Here is a 15,133-nt window from a genome sequence, read left to right on the forward strand (position 1 = left end):
TTTCTCCTTACGAATTGGAAGTTTCGATGTTGGGTTGTCGGACCTTAGTGCGAAGGATGCAGCGCATCTTTCAGATAAACACAGGTCAGAATGGTGAATACGTAGGCCTGAATGAAGGCCACAAGGACCTCGAGACCATACATTGCGGTGATCGCCAGAACTGACACAGGCGAAATCAGGGAAATTGCGGCAAAGCCTGCAAACACCTTGATCACCGCGTGGCCTGCCATGACGTTACCGGCAAGACGAATGGAGTGGCTGACGGGGCGTACGAAGTACGAGATCAGCTCGATGATCGCCAGGATCGGGCGCAGCGCCAGCGGCGCGCTGGAGACCCAGAACAGGCCCAGGAACGCGGCACCGTTCTTGACGAAACCCAGAATGGTCACGGTCAGGAACACGGCCAGCGCCAGCGGGATTGTCACGGCGAAATGCGATGTGGTGGTGAACGAGGTTGGGATCAGACCCAGGAAGTTCGCGGTCACAATGAACATGAACAGGGTCATGACATAGGGGAAGAACTTGACGCCGTCCTTGCCGCAGATGTCTTCCAGCATCTTGTAGATGAAGCCATAGGCCAGTTCCGCAATCGACTGCATCCGGGTCGGGACGATGGCGCGCTTTGACGTGCTGAGAACCAGCAGGCCAAAGATCGCCACGATGGCCAGGAACAGCCACAGGGTCACGTTGGTGGGCGTGTACCAGGCAATCTCGCCACCGAACAGCGGCTTGACGATGAACTGGTCCATCGGGTGAAACACCAGGCTGCTGGCTTCTGCTGCGTGGTCTGCGCCTTCGGCGCCGTGTGCTGCGGTGGTCTCGCTTGCCACGTTCAGTCCCTCTCGTCCTTTTCGGCCTGCATATCGGCCGCTTGTTTATCTTGAACCTCTTGCGCGCTGCGGAGCATAACCTTCACGCCCGCGACAAGGCCCAGCAATGTGAACAGCACCAGAAAGATCGGGATCGTCCCGAGCAGGCTGTCCAGCCCGTATCCGATGCCAAATCCGATCCCAAGACCGGAAACCATTTCGATGACCATCCTCCAGGCAAGCTCGCCCCCGGATATGTCACTGTCAGCGCGGGCAGCCGGTTTTCTGGCCTTTTTCGCCGCCTCGATCTTGGCCTCTAGCTGCGCCATACGCTGCTTTTGGTCGTCATCGGTCACGGACGGAATCCTCGCGCTGTCTTGCGCATGGTGCTAAGGCGCGAAACGCGCAGAGTCAACGGCGTTGATGGTGTGAAATGATGCAGGCTAATAAATTGTTTTTAAACAGTTATTTTTGGCTTGCTCGCCCGATCGAATTGCCTGCCTTTGGCCTGAGCGGCAGTAATCGCCCCAAAACCCATATTCAACCTTTTGGTTGATCTTTGCGCGCTAGCTGCGGCCACAGGCGTCGAACGAGGCGTCCGTCGATCAGCAAGAGCCCGGCAAAAATCGCCGCCATGCCCATCAAATGTTCGGGTTGCAGAGTTTCCCCCAAAACCCAGGTTCCAAGTATCAGGGCGGAAACCGGTGCGATCAGCGTGACGGTCGAAATGTTGGTTGGCCCGACTCTGGGCAGCAACCAGTAGAAGGCAATGAAAGCGGCCGAGGTCAGCACAAATCCGATCATCAACAACGAAAGCCATGTTTCAGTGCGCTCGATCACCGGCAGGCCTTCACGCCAAAGTGACAAGGGTAAAATTGCCAAGGCCGCCCCGGTCAGGGCCAGGGCGACCAGCACCACCGGCTGCATGTCGCGGAAGGCCCGCGCAATGTTGACAGAAAACGCGTAACAGATGGGTGCGCACAGGGTCAGCAGAACCGCCCAGAACTGAGATGTTTCGCCATTGTGCAAAATGGGGACGGACAACACGACAATCCCAATGAAGCCGCACACGACGCCAAGGGATTTCAACAGCGTCGCACGCTCGCTTCCCGGCCAGAAATGCGAAACGATAACGGCAAAGGCCGGTGTTGTCGCATTCACGATCCCTGCCACGCCGGACGCGATATGCTGCTGCCCAAGCGCATAGAACGCAAATGGTGCAGCATAGCTGAGCGCCCCGAACCCCAGCAGTCCAATGGCGCGCCCGAGTGTCAGGTGAACCGGCATACGGGCGGCAATCACATAGATCCAACAGCCCAGAGCCCCAAATGCAACCCGTCCCAACGATACGGATAACGGCCCAAGTTCGCGCAGCAATATGGCGTTGAACATGAAAGACATGCCCCACCCGATGCCAAGGACGCAGATCACCAGCCAGTATTTCAGCGCCATTGCCGCCCCCTTTGTGCATCACCGCTGCACAGTGACGTGATAGGGTAAATTGTCAAACGGGTTCTCGCCCATTAGGAAAGACCCATGTCCAACGATCTCGACACCGTGTTCGCGGCCCTTGCCGACCCCACCCGCCGCGCCATTCTGGCGATGCTGCTGGAGGACGATATGGCCGTGACGGATGTCGCCGAGCCGTTCGAGATGTCGCTGGCGGCGATCTCGAAACATCTGGTCATCCTGACTAAAGCCGGGCTGATATCACAGGAAAAGCGCGGCCGGGTGAAGTGGTGCAAGCTGGAACCCGACGCGTTGCGCACTGCTTCGGTCTGGATGCAGGGGTTCGGCCAGTTCGAACCCATCAACCTGGATGCGTTCGAACGGTTTCTGGAAGTCGAGCTTCCGATCTCGGATGAGGCCTAGCGCACGACGAAAACCGACATGCTGGCATGTTTGGCCAGATATCCGGCGTGGCTGGAAAAGATGTAGTCGGTGATCCGGGGCGCGTGGGTGCCCACGATGATCAGGTCTGCACCAATCTCTTCCGCCGCGCGGGTCAGGTCGCTGTCCACTTCGGCAGCAACATCAACCGAGTGTATCTTGCGCACCGCGACCTCGCCCGCGCCTTCTGATACAAGCTGTTCGGTGAAGTCGGCCAGTTGCTTGTCTATCTCGGCCTCGGTTTCCGAGGATGCACCCATATGGGCCCCGCTGACACTGACCAGAGTGATCTTGGCGCCTTGCCATTTTGCCACCTGCGCGGCGACATCTGCGGCCTTGCGAACCTCGGGCGGCAGGTGGCGGTCAATCGGCAGCATGATATGTTTGAACATAATCTCCTCCTTTTGTCCGCCTTCCAAGGTAGTCCTGAGACCAAGGGCCTGCCTTGATCTGGCTCAACAGATTCTGCTTTTGGAATTCGTGGGCAATCTGTACCGGTTTCAGACCGGGAGCGGCGTTACTCAGCTGCCCGGCGTTGGGGAATGGAGCGCGGGGCCTCTTCTTTCAGCAGCATCAGCAGCGCAATGACCGTCAGCGCCACACCGCCCAGGATCAATCCCGTCGGGACAGGTTTGCCCAGCGCGATTTCCCACAGGATCACCCAGCTTGGCACCAGATAGGTATAGGCCATGACCTTGGCCGACGGCAGCCGGAGCGAGGAGAATTGCACCAGAACGAAACTGGCCGCTGTTGCGAAGAACGAGATATAGAACAACCCGATCCAGACGATGGCGGGAAGAGCTGCCCAATCGGTTGCCTTCAGGTCAGACCAGCCGAACAGGACCAATAACAGGCACCCGGCAACCAGCGTACCGAACGTAAACACGACGGCAGGTTCTCCGCGGTTCAGTCTGCGGATCATGGGGGTGTAAATCGCGTGCGCGACGCATCCCCAGAAATAGATGACCTCGCCCTCGCCGATCTGGAAGGCGCGGAACATCTGCCAGTCGGCCCGAAAGATCACCCACAGCGCCCCAATCGCACCGATGGACAGGGCTATTGCCATGCGCGGCGTGGTGATCTGGCGCAGCAGGACCCAGCCCGCAATGGCCGAGACAACGGGGGTCAGGGTGAAAACCGCGGCAGCGCTGACCGGCGGGGCGGTTTGCAGCCCGTAAAACATCAGGACAAAGTAGGTGGCGAACAACCCGCCCAGCACCAGATACCGCCAGGGCGCCTGCGCGGCACTGCGGGGCAGACCGGTTGTTGCCAAGGCCGCCACACCAATCACCACAGCCGCGAAGGCAAAGCGCACCGCATTCAAGGCAGCAGGGGCAATTTCGTTGGCAATCATCGACCCAAGCGAGAAACTGCCTGCAACAAGTGCCGAAAAAGTCAGCATGGCCAGATGGCCGCGCATCTGCGGATTCATGGGCACCAGCCTTTGGAGGCCTCTTTCAGAAAACTCAGGAACGTTTGCACCTTGGTGGTTCGGTGCAGGTCCACATGGGTCACCAGCCACAGGTTGCCGAACCATTCCGGAAGCGGGTCGATCACTTCGACCAGACTTTCATGACGGGCGGCCTCCCAACGGGCCATGAAGCCGATACCGGCCCCAGCCAGAACGGCCTCGCGCATACAGAAATTGTTGGTGCAGCGAAAGGTAATGCGGTCGGCGGATACCGTGTTGCGCAGCCACCGGGTGAACGGCGCTCGGCTGCCTTCATCGTCAGAGCTGACGAAGTGGTGGTTCCCGAAATCCTCGATGCCCGAAGGTTTGCCGTGCCGTTCGATATAAGAGGTGCTGGCATAGAGGCCGACTTCTTCCTGCCGGAAGGGTTGCACAACGTTGTCGGGCTGATCCGGGGCTGATCCCGCGCGGATTGCAACATGCGCCTCGCCATATTCCAACCGGAACAGGCGGTCTCCGGTCAGGTAGCGCACGATCAGCTCGGGGTGCATCTTTTGAAACTCGGTCAGCGTCGGCACCACCAAAGGCGCGATGGAGCCCAGCGACGTCACCACCAGTTCACCCGATACATCGTCACCGCGCCCCTTCATCCGGCCGACAAGCTGGTTGAACTGGTCTTCGGTGGCCTGCGCCACGCGCAGCAAATCGTCGCCCGCTTCGGTCGGGGTATATCCCCGCGCGTGGCGCTGGAACAGTTTGACACCCAACCGGGCCTCGATCGCGTCGATGTGGCGGATCACTGTGGCGTGGTGCACGCCCAGAACCTCGGCCGCGCCGCTGACGGTTCCCATGCGCGCCACCTGATAGGCGGTCCGCACCTCATCCCAATTGTCCATCGTCACACCGTTCTGTGCAATTTCTAACAATAGCTGTTGATGTATCCGAGTTTTGTTCGCAAACGCAACAGCCATATTGGGATCAGAACAAGATTTCCCTGACCTAAAGGACCCGAAAAATGGCTAAAACCATCCTGCATATAGACGCCTCTGCCCGCCGCGCGGGTTCGACCACCCGCGACCTGTCTGACCGCATTGTCCGGCAGTTGGGTGCCGCCCGCATCGTCCGCCGAGATCTGGCCACCCCCCTGCCCCTGCTGACCGAAGACTGGATCGCCGCCAACTTTACTCCGGCCGAGCAGCGCGACGACCTGCAACGCGACCGGCTGGCCCTTTCGGACGCGCTGGTGACCGAATTGCAAGAGGCTGATACCATCGTTATCGGCCTGCCGATCTACAACTTCTCGGTCCCCGCTGCATTCAAGGCCTGGGTCGACCTGGTCGCCCGCGCGGGCCTGACCTTTTCCTATTCGGAGAACGGCCCAAAAGGGTTGCTGGAGGGTAAACGCGCCATTCTGGCAATCGCGTCGGGCGGTACTGCTGTCGGATCCGAAATCGACTTTGCCACCAACTATGTGCGTCACGTTCTGGGCTTTATCGGCATCCATGATGTAGCGGTCATCGCCGCGGATCAGATGGCGGTGAACCCCGAAGCCGCGCTGGAAAGCGCCAAAAAGGCGGTAACAGAACTGGCGGCCTGATCGCCACTGGTCAATGATCTCTGAAACGTCCAGTCTGCTGGTCAGATGGAACTGGCGGACCGGATGGCGCGCATGAAGAAGATCGGAATTCTGGGCGGTGTGGGCTGGGCCTCGACCGTGGACTATTACAGGGCCATTGCCGAGGGTGCCGGGCGTTACTTTGCGGCGCGCGGCCACGGCGCGCCCCTGCCGATCCCTGCCTTGACCATCGAATCTGTCACACAGGCCAGGACCCGCGCCCTGCGGGGTGTCGCAGGGGACGAAGCCAGCTGGGCGGCGTTTGATGCGGTGTTTCGCGACGCGCTGCTGACGCTGGAGCGCGCAGGCTGCGATTTTGGCATCATAGCGTCCAACACCCCGCACGCGCGGTTGCACGCGATCAGACAGGGTGTTTCCATGCCCATTCTCAGCATTTTCGACGCGACGGCAGAGGCCACGGCCAACACAGGCGTGTCAAACGCATTGGTGCTGGGAACAACCGTGACGATGCAGGCCACCAACTATGCGGATCGTCTGGCGGCCGAGGGCATCACCGCGAATGCGCGGCTGCCCGACCCCGAGATTTCCGAGATGCAGGCCATGATCGACAGTGATTTCTACGGTGGTGCCTCTGATGCGGCCCGTGCAAGACTGCTGGCCTTTTGCGACAAACACGCCCGTCCCGGAACCGCCATTCTGCTGGCCTGTACCGAGTTGCCGCTTGCCTTTCCAAACCATCTGGATGACCCGGTATTCGAGGCCGACGGGCACCTGTTCATCAACCCGTCCGCCGCGCATGTCGCCGCCGCGCTGAAACTGGCGCTTGAGTGATCAGGGCAGCCACGTAATGGTGCAACCGACGCGATCGAAGAACGCCATCACGTCGGATTGTTTCATCACAACGGTACGGTCATTGACCAACGGGTGCATATAAATCACCTCGGCCCCTTGGGCAGCGGCGTCCATGAAGAACTGGACATCGTTCTGCACACCGTTGATCATCGCCAGCGGGCTGACCGCGCCGGGGCGAATACCAAGGTTCTGCAACAGCCGGTCTGCCGAACCGAAAGACAGGGTGCCGACACCCAGTTCTGCGCCCAGCGCCTTGAGGTCAATCTCGCGGCTTTGTTCCAGCGTCACCAGGTAGTTGCGCTTTTTCTTGTCGCGCAGGTACAGGTTCTTGACCCGCAACGCGTTCTCGCCCGGCACCATGAACTGGCCTTCTACGGCCTTGGAGTCCTCGACCGTGCGCAAGGGAACATGGGTATGCAGGCGGTAGGGCAGCCCCCAATCATCCAGCTGCGCCAACAGCGCGTCAGAACTGAGCGGCAATGTATCCTGAAATGTGGATGATGCGTCCATGGGGCCCTCCTGTTTGTAGCGCTCATCGCGCAACATGGCGGCGAATTCAAGCTGGGGCAGAGCAGAAAACGGTGCTAGCGTGCCGCCATGAAAGTCACTCGAAACACTCCGACCCAACTGATCCTTGCCGACACGCCCTGGTTCATCGGGATCATGCTGGTCTTTTTCATACTGGCCTTTGTCGGCGCAGGGCTGGTCATGGTCAGTGACGGCGGCGAGAATATCTGGTTCGGGCTGTTCTTTGCTCTAATCGGCGGCGGGCTAGGTGTCGGGGCGTTCTGCGTTTTCGTGCGGCGGGTTCAGGTCATTCTGGACCGCACAAAGAACCGCATTCTGATCCGCAGGCAGTCTGTCTTTGGCTATGAAGCGGTCGAGCATCAGCTGTCCAGCCTGTCCCATGCCGAAGTTGAAAGCTCGACTTTCCACAGCGACAGCAGCAGTTCGACGCTGTATCGCCCGGTTCTGGTGCTGGACAAGGGAATGAGCGAAGGGCGTCATCCGATTGTCGATGCGTTCTCGAACGGGCGCGGCGCGCATAAACTGGTTGACGCGGTCAACGCATGGCTGCCCGCGCAGCAGGAAGACACGAAGGAACAGGCCTGACGATTACAGGACTTGTCCATGCTCCAGCCAGGCTCGATCGGCCGGTGTCACCATTTCGGACAGGCGCGCGTCGTATCGGGCCATGTCATCGGTGGTCAGCTTGCCCTCCCATTTGTTGCTGGTCCCGGACGAGAAGAACTGCGCGTAATCCTGAAATGCGCTTTTGAAACCGGGCTGCTGCGAAGCGCGCCGGGCGTTTTCCTTCATTGAACCAAAGCTTGCGGCCTCAGCGATATCGTCGATCATTTCTGGTGCGATCTCGGTCCCCAAGATGTTTGCGATCCGCGCCACCTGCCCCGGCAAATCGCGGCTGAGTTCGGCGTAATGCAGGAAATGGATGTTTGGCAGATGCCGGAACGCGCAGAATGAACGGTAATGGTGGACGTATGAGGCCAGCGTCAGATCGTCGGTGCCCTTTGACGAGGCGGGCCGGTCCAGAAACATCGCGAAGGCTTCGGAAAGATCATCGGGAAACAGGTAGTCCAGCCAGTCGTCTTTCATGTTTTCCACATGGCGGCGCAGCGAGAAATGCACGTCAACCGGATGACGATGCACCACCAGATAGGTCGCATCCGGGGAATAGGTGATCCCGTCCAAAGGTGTGTGGGTCTTGATGCACCGTCTGTGCGTCTGTGCGGCAAGTATTCTGTCCTGCTCCTCACGATCTCTGAACCCGCAATCGAGCCAGGGTGAGACCGCGTTGTTGTACACGGCTGGATCCGCGGTTTTGGTGATCAGCATTCGTACCAGCGTCTGCGTCCACGTGGTGCCGCATTTGGGAGGCGTGCAGACAAAGATGTCATCGGGACGGATTACGAAGTCGGACCAGATATCGGTATTTGTGACTTCACCGACATAATCCTTGGTGCGCTGCGGCAATGGTTGACTCATGACCAAACTCCAAAACTGACCCCGACCTTTGGACGCTACACCAAGTGGCCAGATGCTCAAAGCGTTTGCCTTGACTCGCAGCGCCCAGAGGCGTAGATGACCGCCAAACATCCGGAAGCGTCTTGATCTTCCGGTCCCTTGAGTCGTTCAGGGATCGCCCCCCACCAGCGAGTTTCGCCCGTGGGGGCGTTTGTGCATTTAACCGACGCATCCTATCTAGGGCGCGCCATCAGATAACCGGCTAAGGAGGCCGAAGGCATGTTTGAAAATCTATCCGAACGCCTTTCCGGCGTCTTTGACCGGCTGACCAAACAGGGTGCCCTGTCTGAAGAAGACGTCAAGACCGCCCTGCGCGAGGTCCGTGTTGCCCTGCTTGAGGCCGACGTCTCGCTGCCGGTGGCGCGTGAATTTGTCAAGAAGGTGCAGGACCAGGCGACCGGTCAGGCGGTGACCAAGTCGATCACCCCTGGTCAGCAGGTCGTCAAGATCGTGCATGACGCGCTGGTCGATACCCTGCGCGGCGAGGAAGACCCCGGCAAGCTGAAGATCGACAACCCGCCTGCCCCGATCCTGATGGTCGGTTTGCAGGGTTCGGGTAAGACCACCACCACCGGTAAGCTTGCCAAGCGCCTGAAAGAGAAAGAGGGCAAGAAGGTCCTGATGGCCTCTCTCGACGTTTATCGCCCGGCGGCGATGGACCAGCTGGCGGTTCTGGGCGCGCAGGTCGGCGTTGATACGCTGCCGATTGTACCGGGCCAGAAACCCGTCGACATCGCCAAGCGCGCCAAGCAGCAAGCCACTTTGGGCGGCTATGACGTCTATATGCTGGATACCGCCGGTCGCCTGCATATCGACGAAGTGCTGATGGACGAGGTCGAGCAGGTCCGCAATGCGGTTGACCCGCGCGAGACCCTGCTGGTGGTTGACGGCCTGACCGGTCAGGTCGCCGTTGAAGTGGCCGAAGAATTCGACGCCAAGGTCGGCATCTCGGGCGTGGTCCTGACCCGGATGGACGGGGATGGGCGCGGTGGTGCGGCGCTGTCGATGCGCGCAGTGACTGGCAAGCCTATTCGCTTTGTCGGTCTGGGCGAGAAGATGGACGCGCTGGAGACCTTCGAGCCGGACCGGATCGCCGGACGTATTCTGGGCATGGGCGACATCGTTGCCCTGGTCGAAAAGGCCCAGGAAACGATGGAGATGGAACAGACCGAGCGCATGATGAAGCGCATGGTCAAAGGTCAGTTCAATATGAACGACCTGAAGATGCAGCTGGAACAGATGATCCAGATGGGTGGCATGCAGGGCATGATGGGCATGATGCCGGGCATGGGTAAAATGGCCAAGCAGATGGATCAGGCGGGTCTGGACGACAAGATCCTGCGCCAGCAGATCGCCTTGATCCAGTCCATGACCAAACGCGAGCGCGCCAACCCGCAGCTGCTGCAAGCCAGCCGCAAGAAACGGATTGCAGCCGGTTCGGGGATGGAGGTCAGCGACCTCAACAAGCTGCTCAAGATGCACCGGCAGATGTCGGACATGATGAAAAAGATGGGCAAGATGGGCAAGGGCAAGATGCTGAAACAGGCCATGAAAGGCATGTTCGGCAAAGGCGGCCCCAGCCCCGAAGACATGGCAGCCGGCATGGACCCCAAGGCACTGGAACAGGCGGCCAAGGCGATGGGCGGCAAGATGCCAGGCGGTCTGCCCGGCCTGGGCGGCGGCATGGGGCTGCCTCAGGGCCTGAGCGGGTTTGGCAAGAAGAAGTAATGAACGCCATCGCCCAACATATCCCCCGGCTTGAAACCGAGCGCCTGATCCTGCGCGCGCCGTCCGAGGCTGATCTGGACGCCGATACCGCGTTTTTCGCCAGCGATGCGGCGAAGTTCGTCGGCGGGCCACTGCGCCGGGATGAGGTCTGGCGACTGATCGCTTCGCTGCTGGGCCACTGGTCCCTGCGCGGTTACGGGTTCTGGAGCGCCGAGGAAAAAGCCTCAGGCACTTATGTCGGGCGGATCGGGCTTTGGTGCCCCGAAGGCTGGCCCGAACCCGAGATCGGCTGGACCCTGATGAACCACGCGACCGGCAAGGGTTACGCGACCGAGGCGGCACTGGCCGCACGGTCTTATGCGTATGATGTTCTGGGGTGGGAAACGGCGATCTCGCTGATTGATCTGGACAATCATGCCAGCAAGGCCGTGGCGAAACGGCTGGGCGCGCAGCTCGAGTATCACTATGAGCACCCCAAATTCGGCAAGTCCGAGATTTGGCGGCACCCCGCGCCTGCGGATCTGGTGAATGGCGGGATGGAGGCCTACGCATGACCGCGTTCACCATCCCCACCGTTGAAACCGAACGTCTGATCCTGCGCGCGCCGCATCTGGATGATCTGCCTGCGCTGACCGCATTCTTTGCAACCGAGCGCAGCCATATGGTAGGCGGACCCCGGGACGCGCTGGAAAGCTGGGGCATGTTGGCCAGACGCCTTGGGCACTGGGCGTTGAAAGGATTTGGCCTTTGGCACCTGACCGAGAAATCCAGCGGTCGGTTCGCAGGCAACGTCGGCCTGATTGACGCCCCCGGCTGGGACGAGCCTGAACTGGGCTGGACCGTGATGGAAGATTTCGAAGGCAAAGGCTTTGCCTACGAGGCGGCGCATGCCGCCCGGTCCTATGCGGCGCGGCATCAGGGCCTGAACGGGGTGATTTCGTATATCGCCCACGAAAACGACCGTTCGCGCGCTTTGGCCGAGCGGTTGGGTGCAACGCTGGAGCGTGACAATGCCGAACTGCTGGGCCAGCCCTGCCAGGTGTGGCGGCACCCCAAGATTGACGTTTCGACAGCCGAAAGGACCGGCCAATGAACAACCCCGTGACACGCGCGGCTGCATTGCTGAAAGAGCATCGCGAAAGCATCGACCGGCTGGACGCGATCCTTGTCTATACGCTGGGCGAGCGGTTCAAACACACACAGGCCGTTGGCAAGCTCAAGGCCGAACACAACCTTCCCCCGTCCGATCCCTCGCGTGAGGCCACGCAGATCGCACGGCTTGAAGACCTGGCGAAAGAGGCCGATCTGGACCCCGATTTCGCCAAGGCTTTTCTGAATTTCATCATTCAGGAAGTCATCCGACACCACAGGAAACACCAAGGGTGAACCAGAGGTTCAGCAAGTTAATAGTGAACCAGAGGTTCAACAAACACCAGAATTAACCGGAAAAGACACCGGCCAATCAAATACACGCCTCCGGCGTGATGCCATTCAAAGGAGATACCACCATGGCAATGAAAATTCGTCTCGCCCGCGCAGGCTCGAAAAAACGTCCGTTTTACCGCATCGTAGCGGCTGACAGCCGGATGCCGCGCGACGGCCGTTTCATCGAGAAACTGGGCACCTACAACCCGCTGCTGCCGAAAGACAGCGAAGAGCGTGTGAAAATGGACATGGAACGCGTTCAGCACTGGCTGGATCAGGGCGCCCAGCCCACCGACCGTATCGCACGTATGCTGGAAGCAGCCGGCACCCGTGACAAAGCCGAGCGCAACAACCCCAACAAGGGTACCCCGGGCAAGAAAGCTCAGGAACGAGCGGAAGAGAAAGCTGCAAAGGCTGCGGAAGCTGCCGAAGCGGCTGCTGCACCGGCTGAAGAAGCGGCTGTAGAAGAATAAGCAGGCCGAAGCGTGCGGGATCAGACCTTTACTGACGCATTTCGCACGCAGTTCGATCTGTTGTTGCGGCTCCGGCGCGATGTGCGACGGTTCCGCGGCGACGCGGTAGACGAGGCAGTGCTTGCGCGCTGCCTCGACGCGTTTCGGCTGGCCCCCTCCGTGGGGCTAAGCGAGCCGTGGCGCGTGATCCGCGTCGAAAGCGCGGCGGCCCGGGCTGCGGCGCTAAGGAATTTCCAAACCGCCAATGATGACGCCCTGGCGGGATATTCCGGCGACAGGGCGCAGCTTTACAGCCGCCTGAAACTGTCGGGAATGCAGGAAGCGCCGGTGCAACTGGCCGTCTTCTGCGACGACAGCACCGACAAGGGGATGGGTCTTGGCGCGGGCTCGATGCCCGAGATGCGGCGTTATTCCGTGGTCTCTGCGATCACCCTGTTCTGGCTGGCCCTGCGGGCCGAGGGGCTGGGGCTGGGCTGGGTATCCATTCTGGACCCCGAACAGATGGCGCGCGATCTGGATGTGCCGGGCAACTGGCGTCTGATCGGGTATTTCTGTGTCGGATGGCCGGAACAGATATCTGACACCCCCGAACTTGAGCAGGTTGGCTGGGAAAACCGGGCCGACAGCCTGAAGATCGAAACAAGGTAGGGCCGCATGTTCGGATTGATACGCCTTCCCATTCTGCTGCTGATCGCCTTTATTGTGGGCGTGTTCTTTGAGCGCAACAATCAGCGCGAAGCCTGCGAAGGGCTTGGCGAATGGAGAAACGGGATCTGCTTGACGACGGGGGCTGCCAATGAGTGATCTGATCTGCGTCGGCAGCGTCTCTGGGTCTTATGGTGTACGCGGTGAAGTGCGCCTGAAAAGCTTCTGCGCCGTTCCCGAAGATATCGAGGCGTATTCGCCACTGACGGATGAAACCGGCAAGGAACGCTATCCGGTGGTTCTGACGCGTACGATCAAGAACGGTTTTGCCGCCCGTCTTGGCGGGGTTGAAACCAAAGAACAGGCGGATGCGCTGAACGGTTTGCGCCTGTTTGCGCGGCGCGATCAGTTGCCCTCGTTGCCCGACGACGAATTCTATCACACAGACCTGATCGGGCTTGAGGTCTATGACACCGGCGGCACCCTGCTGGGCAAGGTCAAATCCGTGCAGAACCACGGGGCCACGGACCTGCTGGAACTACACGGGCCGGGCCTGAAGGCGACGGTTCTGCTGCCGTTCACGATGCAGGTGGTGCCAACCGTCGATCTGGAACAGGGCCGCATCGTGGCCGACCCGCCCGAAGGCCTGATCTGATGCGACGTGTTCTGCTGCATCTGGGTTTTCACAAGACCGGTATGACGGCAGCACAGTCCTTTCTGCACGAAAACCGCGAGCTGATCTGGCCGCATTTCGCTCTGGTTCTTCCCTATAAGACCCGCAAGGCCGGGTTGAACGAAGCGGCCACGCGCCATTCGATCTATCGTCTGGATGACACGCTGGCAGGGTTTGGCGGTCAGCTGCACACGTTTTTCGACGGTCTGGATTTCGGAGCACGCCGGGGATTGATCCTGAGCGAAGAGAATTTTCTGGGCCTGCGCCCCAGCAGGAACAAAAGCGAAGGATACGGAGCCGCACCCGAACTGGCGGAAACGGTTGTCAGCGTGCTGCGCCGCCGTCTGGTGGGCGAAGAAACCGACATCACCGTCTACCTGTCGTTGCGCAATCGCGATGCGTGGTTGCGCAGCCTTTGGGCCCACGATCTTCACCTGTCGCGCATGGTTCAGGACCTGGACGGCTTTTGCGCCGATCTTGCGCATCTGCCATCGCTACAGGACACGGCGGACCGGATTATGGACCGGTTGCCAACTGTCACGGTACGGACCGCGTGGATGGAAGCGCTGAAAGGTCACCACCTTGGACTGGGCGCACCGTTTGCCGAATTTCTTGGCCTGCCACACGCGAAATCGGCGCGGCTAGTGAAGCCCGCGCATGAAAGCCCTCAGCTTTCCGACGACGTTCTGAGGGAACTGCTGGCCCTGAACCGATCATCGCTGGACGAAACGGCGTTGATCACTCAGAAAAAGGCCCTGATTCGAACCGCCCAATATGAACTGGCCCGCCAGAAATGACTGACAAACCCGGCAAATCCCATGGTCGCAAGGCGATCCGGCCCACGCTGAAACCGCGTGAGTTGATAACACCCACCCCGGACTTGCACGGCGTCTGGAAAGCCAAGATCATCACCCTGTTTCCAACCGCCTTTCCAGGCGTTCTGGGAGAAAGCCTGACCGGCAAGGCCCTGCAGGAGGGGTTGTGGCAGCTGGAAACCATAGACTTGCGGCAATTCGGCGTCGGCAGGCATCGCAACGTGGATGACACGCCTGCCGGGGGCGGCGCGGGTATGGTTTTGCGGCCCGATGTGTTGGGCGAAGCCATCGAGCACACCATGGCGGGCATTCAGGGCAACTGGCCGCTGATTTACCTCAGCCCGCGCGGGCGGCGCATGGACCAGCGCATGATGCAGAACCTTGCGCGCTGCGATGGCATGACCCTGCTGTGTGGCCGGTTCGAAGGCGTGGATGAGCGCGTGCTGGAGCATTACGGTGTGCAGGAGGTCTCGTTGGGGGATTTCGTGATGACCGGCGGTGAGATTGCGGCGCAGGCCCTGATCGATGCCACGGTGCGCCTGATCCCCGGCGTTCTGGGCAATCAGGCCTCGACCGAAGAGGAAAGCTTTTCCTCGGGCCTGCTGGAACATCCGCAATACACCCGCCCGGCAGATTGGAAAGGCCGCCCGATACCCGAGGTTCTGATGTCGGGCCACCACGGCCGCATCGCCGAATGGCGTCACAAGATGGCTGAGGATATAACCCGCGAGCGGCGCCCGGATATCTGGGCCGACTATGCAAAATCCCGGTCGGATTCGTCTGAGTGACAGAC

General features: G+C 60.2%; 22 protein-coding genes. 14 read left to right on the forward strand and 8 right to left on the reverse strand.

Annotation, left to right across the window (positions count from 1 at the left end; all coding sequences use genetic code 11):
- Positions 1-44: 44 nt before the first annotated feature.
- From AC2FLU_RS11910 to AC2FLU_RS11920, 3 genes are all read right to left on the reverse strand, one after another.
- Positions 45-830, reverse strand: coding sequence for a F0F1 ATP synthase subunit A (locus AC2FLU_RS11910; RefSeq protein WP_267366759.1), 786 nt, complete (start codon positions 828-830; stop codon positions 45-47).
- Between the two features lie 2 nt (positions 831-832).
- Positions 833-1,165, reverse strand: coding sequence for an AtpZ/AtpI family protein (locus tag AC2FLU_RS11915; RefSeq protein ID WP_480473911.1), 333 nt, complete (start codon positions 1,163-1,165; stop codon positions 833-835).
- A 184-nt stretch (positions 1,166-1,349) separates the two neighbouring features.
- The gene (locus AC2FLU_RS11920; protein ID WP_496808209.1) at positions 1,350-2,261 is read right to left on the reverse strand and encodes a DMT family transporter; all 912 of its coding nucleotides are present in this window, start codon (positions 2,259-2,261) and stop codon (positions 1,350-1,352) included.
- Between the two features lie 84 nt (positions 2,262-2,345).
- On the opposite strand from AC2FLU_RS11920, the gene AC2FLU_RS11925 reads away from it, so the two are divergent.
- A complete protein-coding gene (locus AC2FLU_RS11925; RefSeq protein ID WP_480473915.1) occupies positions 2,346-2,681 on the forward strand; it encodes an ArsR/SmtB family transcription factor in 336 nt (111 codons plus the stop codon).
- On the opposite strand, the gene AC2FLU_RS11930 is transcribed toward AC2FLU_RS11925, so the two are convergent.
- From AC2FLU_RS11930 to AC2FLU_RS11940, 3 genes are all read right to left on the reverse strand, one after another.
- Positions 2,678-3,091 (reverse strand): universal stress protein, encoded by a 414-nt coding sequence (locus AC2FLU_RS11930; RefSeq protein ID WP_480473917.1) that lies wholly within the window; start codon positions 3,089-3,091, stop codon positions 2,678-2,680. The genes AC2FLU_RS11925 and AC2FLU_RS11930 overlap by 4 nt on opposite strands.
- Before the next feature lie 125 nt (positions 3,092-3,216).
- On the reverse strand, positions 3,217-4,131 hold the full coding sequence (locus AC2FLU_RS11935) for a DMT family transporter (protein WP_480473918.1): 915 nt from the start codon (positions 4,129-4,131) through the stop codon (positions 3,217-3,219).
- A complete protein-coding gene (locus AC2FLU_RS11940) occupies positions 4,128-5,006 on the reverse strand; it encodes a LysR family transcriptional regulator (RefSeq protein WP_480494788.1) in 879 nt (292 codons plus the stop codon). The genes AC2FLU_RS11935 and AC2FLU_RS11940 overlap by 4 nt, the downstream gene beginning before the upstream one ends.
- A 119-nt stretch (positions 5,007-5,125) precedes the next feature.
- Here AC2FLU_RS11940 and AC2FLU_RS11945 point away from each other — a divergent pair, with 119 nt between their 5' ends.
- The gene (locus tag AC2FLU_RS11945; protein WP_480605942.1) at positions 5,126-5,707 is read left to right on the forward strand and encodes an FMN-dependent NADH-azoreductase; all 582 of its coding nucleotides are present in this window, start codon (positions 5,126-5,128) and stop codon (positions 5,705-5,707) included.
- 72 nt (positions 5,708-5,779) lie between these two features.
- The gene (locus tag AC2FLU_RS11950) at positions 5,780-6,517 is read left to right on the forward strand and encodes an aspartate/glutamate racemase family protein (RefSeq protein WP_496808208.1); all 738 of its coding nucleotides are present in this window, start codon (positions 5,780-5,782) and stop codon (positions 6,515-6,517) included.
- Here the strand turns inward: AC2FLU_RS11950 and AC2FLU_RS11955 are convergent, their stop codons facing one another.
- Entirely contained in the window at positions 6,518-7,048 is a 531-nt protein-coding gene (locus AC2FLU_RS11955) for a prolyl-tRNA synthetase associated domain-containing protein (RefSeq protein WP_496808207.1), read from the reverse strand.
- Between the two features lie 87 nt (positions 7,049-7,135).
- On the opposite strand from AC2FLU_RS11955, the gene AC2FLU_RS11960 reads away from it, so the two are divergent.
- Positions 7,136-7,651, forward strand: coding sequence for a hypothetical protein (locus tag AC2FLU_RS11960; RefSeq protein WP_480624153.1), 516 nt, complete (start codon positions 7,136-7,138; stop codon positions 7,649-7,651).
- 3 nt (positions 7,652-7,654) lie between these two features.
- Here the strand turns inward: AC2FLU_RS11960 and AC2FLU_RS11965 are convergent, their stop codons facing one another.
- Positions 7,655-8,542 carry a sulfotransferase domain-containing protein gene (locus AC2FLU_RS11965; RefSeq protein WP_496808206.1) on the reverse strand — a complete coding sequence of 296 codons (888 nt, stop codon included), beginning with the start codon at positions 8,540-8,542 and terminating at the stop codon, positions 7,655-7,657.
- Positions 8,543-8,800: 258 nt separating this feature from the next.
- Here AC2FLU_RS11965 and ffh point away from each other — a divergent pair, with 258 nt between their 5' ends.
- From ffh to trmD, 10 genes are all read left to right on the forward strand, one after another.
- On the forward strand, positions 8,801-10,309 hold the full coding sequence (gene ffh, locus AC2FLU_RS11970; RefSeq protein ID WP_209506127.1) for a signal recognition particle protein: 1,509 nt from the start codon (positions 8,801-8,803) through the stop codon (positions 10,307-10,309).
- Positions 10,309-10,863: a GNAT family N-acetyltransferase gene (locus AC2FLU_RS11975; RefSeq protein ID WP_496808205.1), complete on the forward strand. Its 555-nt coding sequence runs from the start codon at positions 10,309-10,311 to the stop codon at positions 10,861-10,863. Before ffh ends, AC2FLU_RS11975 begins: the two co-directional genes overlap by 1 nt.
- A complete protein-coding gene (locus AC2FLU_RS11980; protein WP_496808204.1) occupies positions 10,860-11,402 on the forward strand; it encodes a GNAT family N-acetyltransferase in 543 nt (180 codons plus the stop codon). Before AC2FLU_RS11975 ends, AC2FLU_RS11980 begins: the two co-directional genes overlap by 4 nt.
- Positions 11,399-11,695, forward strand: a complete 297-nt coding sequence (locus AC2FLU_RS11985; RefSeq protein WP_209506121.1) for a chorismate mutase — start codon at positions 11,399-11,401, stop codon at positions 11,693-11,695. The genes AC2FLU_RS11980 and AC2FLU_RS11985 overlap by 4 nt, the downstream gene beginning before the upstream one ends.
- A gap of 122 nt (positions 11,696-11,817) precedes the next feature.
- The gene (gene rpsP, locus AC2FLU_RS11990) at positions 11,818-12,207 is read left to right on the forward strand and encodes a 30S ribosomal protein S16 (protein WP_496808203.1); all 390 of its coding nucleotides are present in this window, start codon (positions 11,818-11,820) and stop codon (positions 12,205-12,207) included.
- A 12-nt stretch (positions 12,208-12,219) separates the two neighbouring features.
- Positions 12,220-12,855, forward strand: a complete 636-nt coding sequence (bluB, locus tag AC2FLU_RS11995; RefSeq protein ID WP_496808202.1) for a 5,6-dimethylbenzimidazole synthase — start codon at positions 12,220-12,222, stop codon at positions 12,853-12,855.
- Between the two features lie 6 nt (positions 12,856-12,861).
- Positions 12,862-13,011: a hypothetical protein gene (locus tag AC2FLU_RS12000; protein ID WP_209506115.1), complete on the forward strand. Its 150-nt coding sequence runs from the start codon at positions 12,862-12,864 to the stop codon at positions 13,009-13,011.
- Positions 13,004-13,507, forward strand: coding sequence for a ribosome maturation factor RimM (gene rimM, locus AC2FLU_RS12005; RefSeq protein WP_496715097.1), 504 nt, complete (start codon positions 13,004-13,006; stop codon positions 13,505-13,507). Before AC2FLU_RS12000 ends, rimM begins: the two co-directional genes overlap by 8 nt.
- Positions 13,507-14,322, forward strand: coding sequence for a hypothetical protein (locus tag AC2FLU_RS12010; protein ID WP_480519413.1), 816 nt, complete (start codon positions 13,507-13,509; stop codon positions 14,320-14,322). Before rimM ends, AC2FLU_RS12010 begins: the two co-directional genes overlap by 1 nt.
- Positions 14,319-15,128: a tRNA (guanosine(37)-N1)-methyltransferase TrmD gene (gene trmD / locus AC2FLU_RS12015; RefSeq protein WP_496808201.1), complete on the forward strand. Its 810-nt coding sequence runs from the start codon at positions 14,319-14,321 to the stop codon at positions 15,126-15,128. The genes AC2FLU_RS12010 and trmD overlap by 4 nt, the downstream gene beginning before the upstream one ends.
- The last annotated feature ends 5 nt before the right edge of the window (positions 15,129-15,133 follow it).

This window comes from Ruegeria sp. SAZD013 (assembly GCF_059612525.1).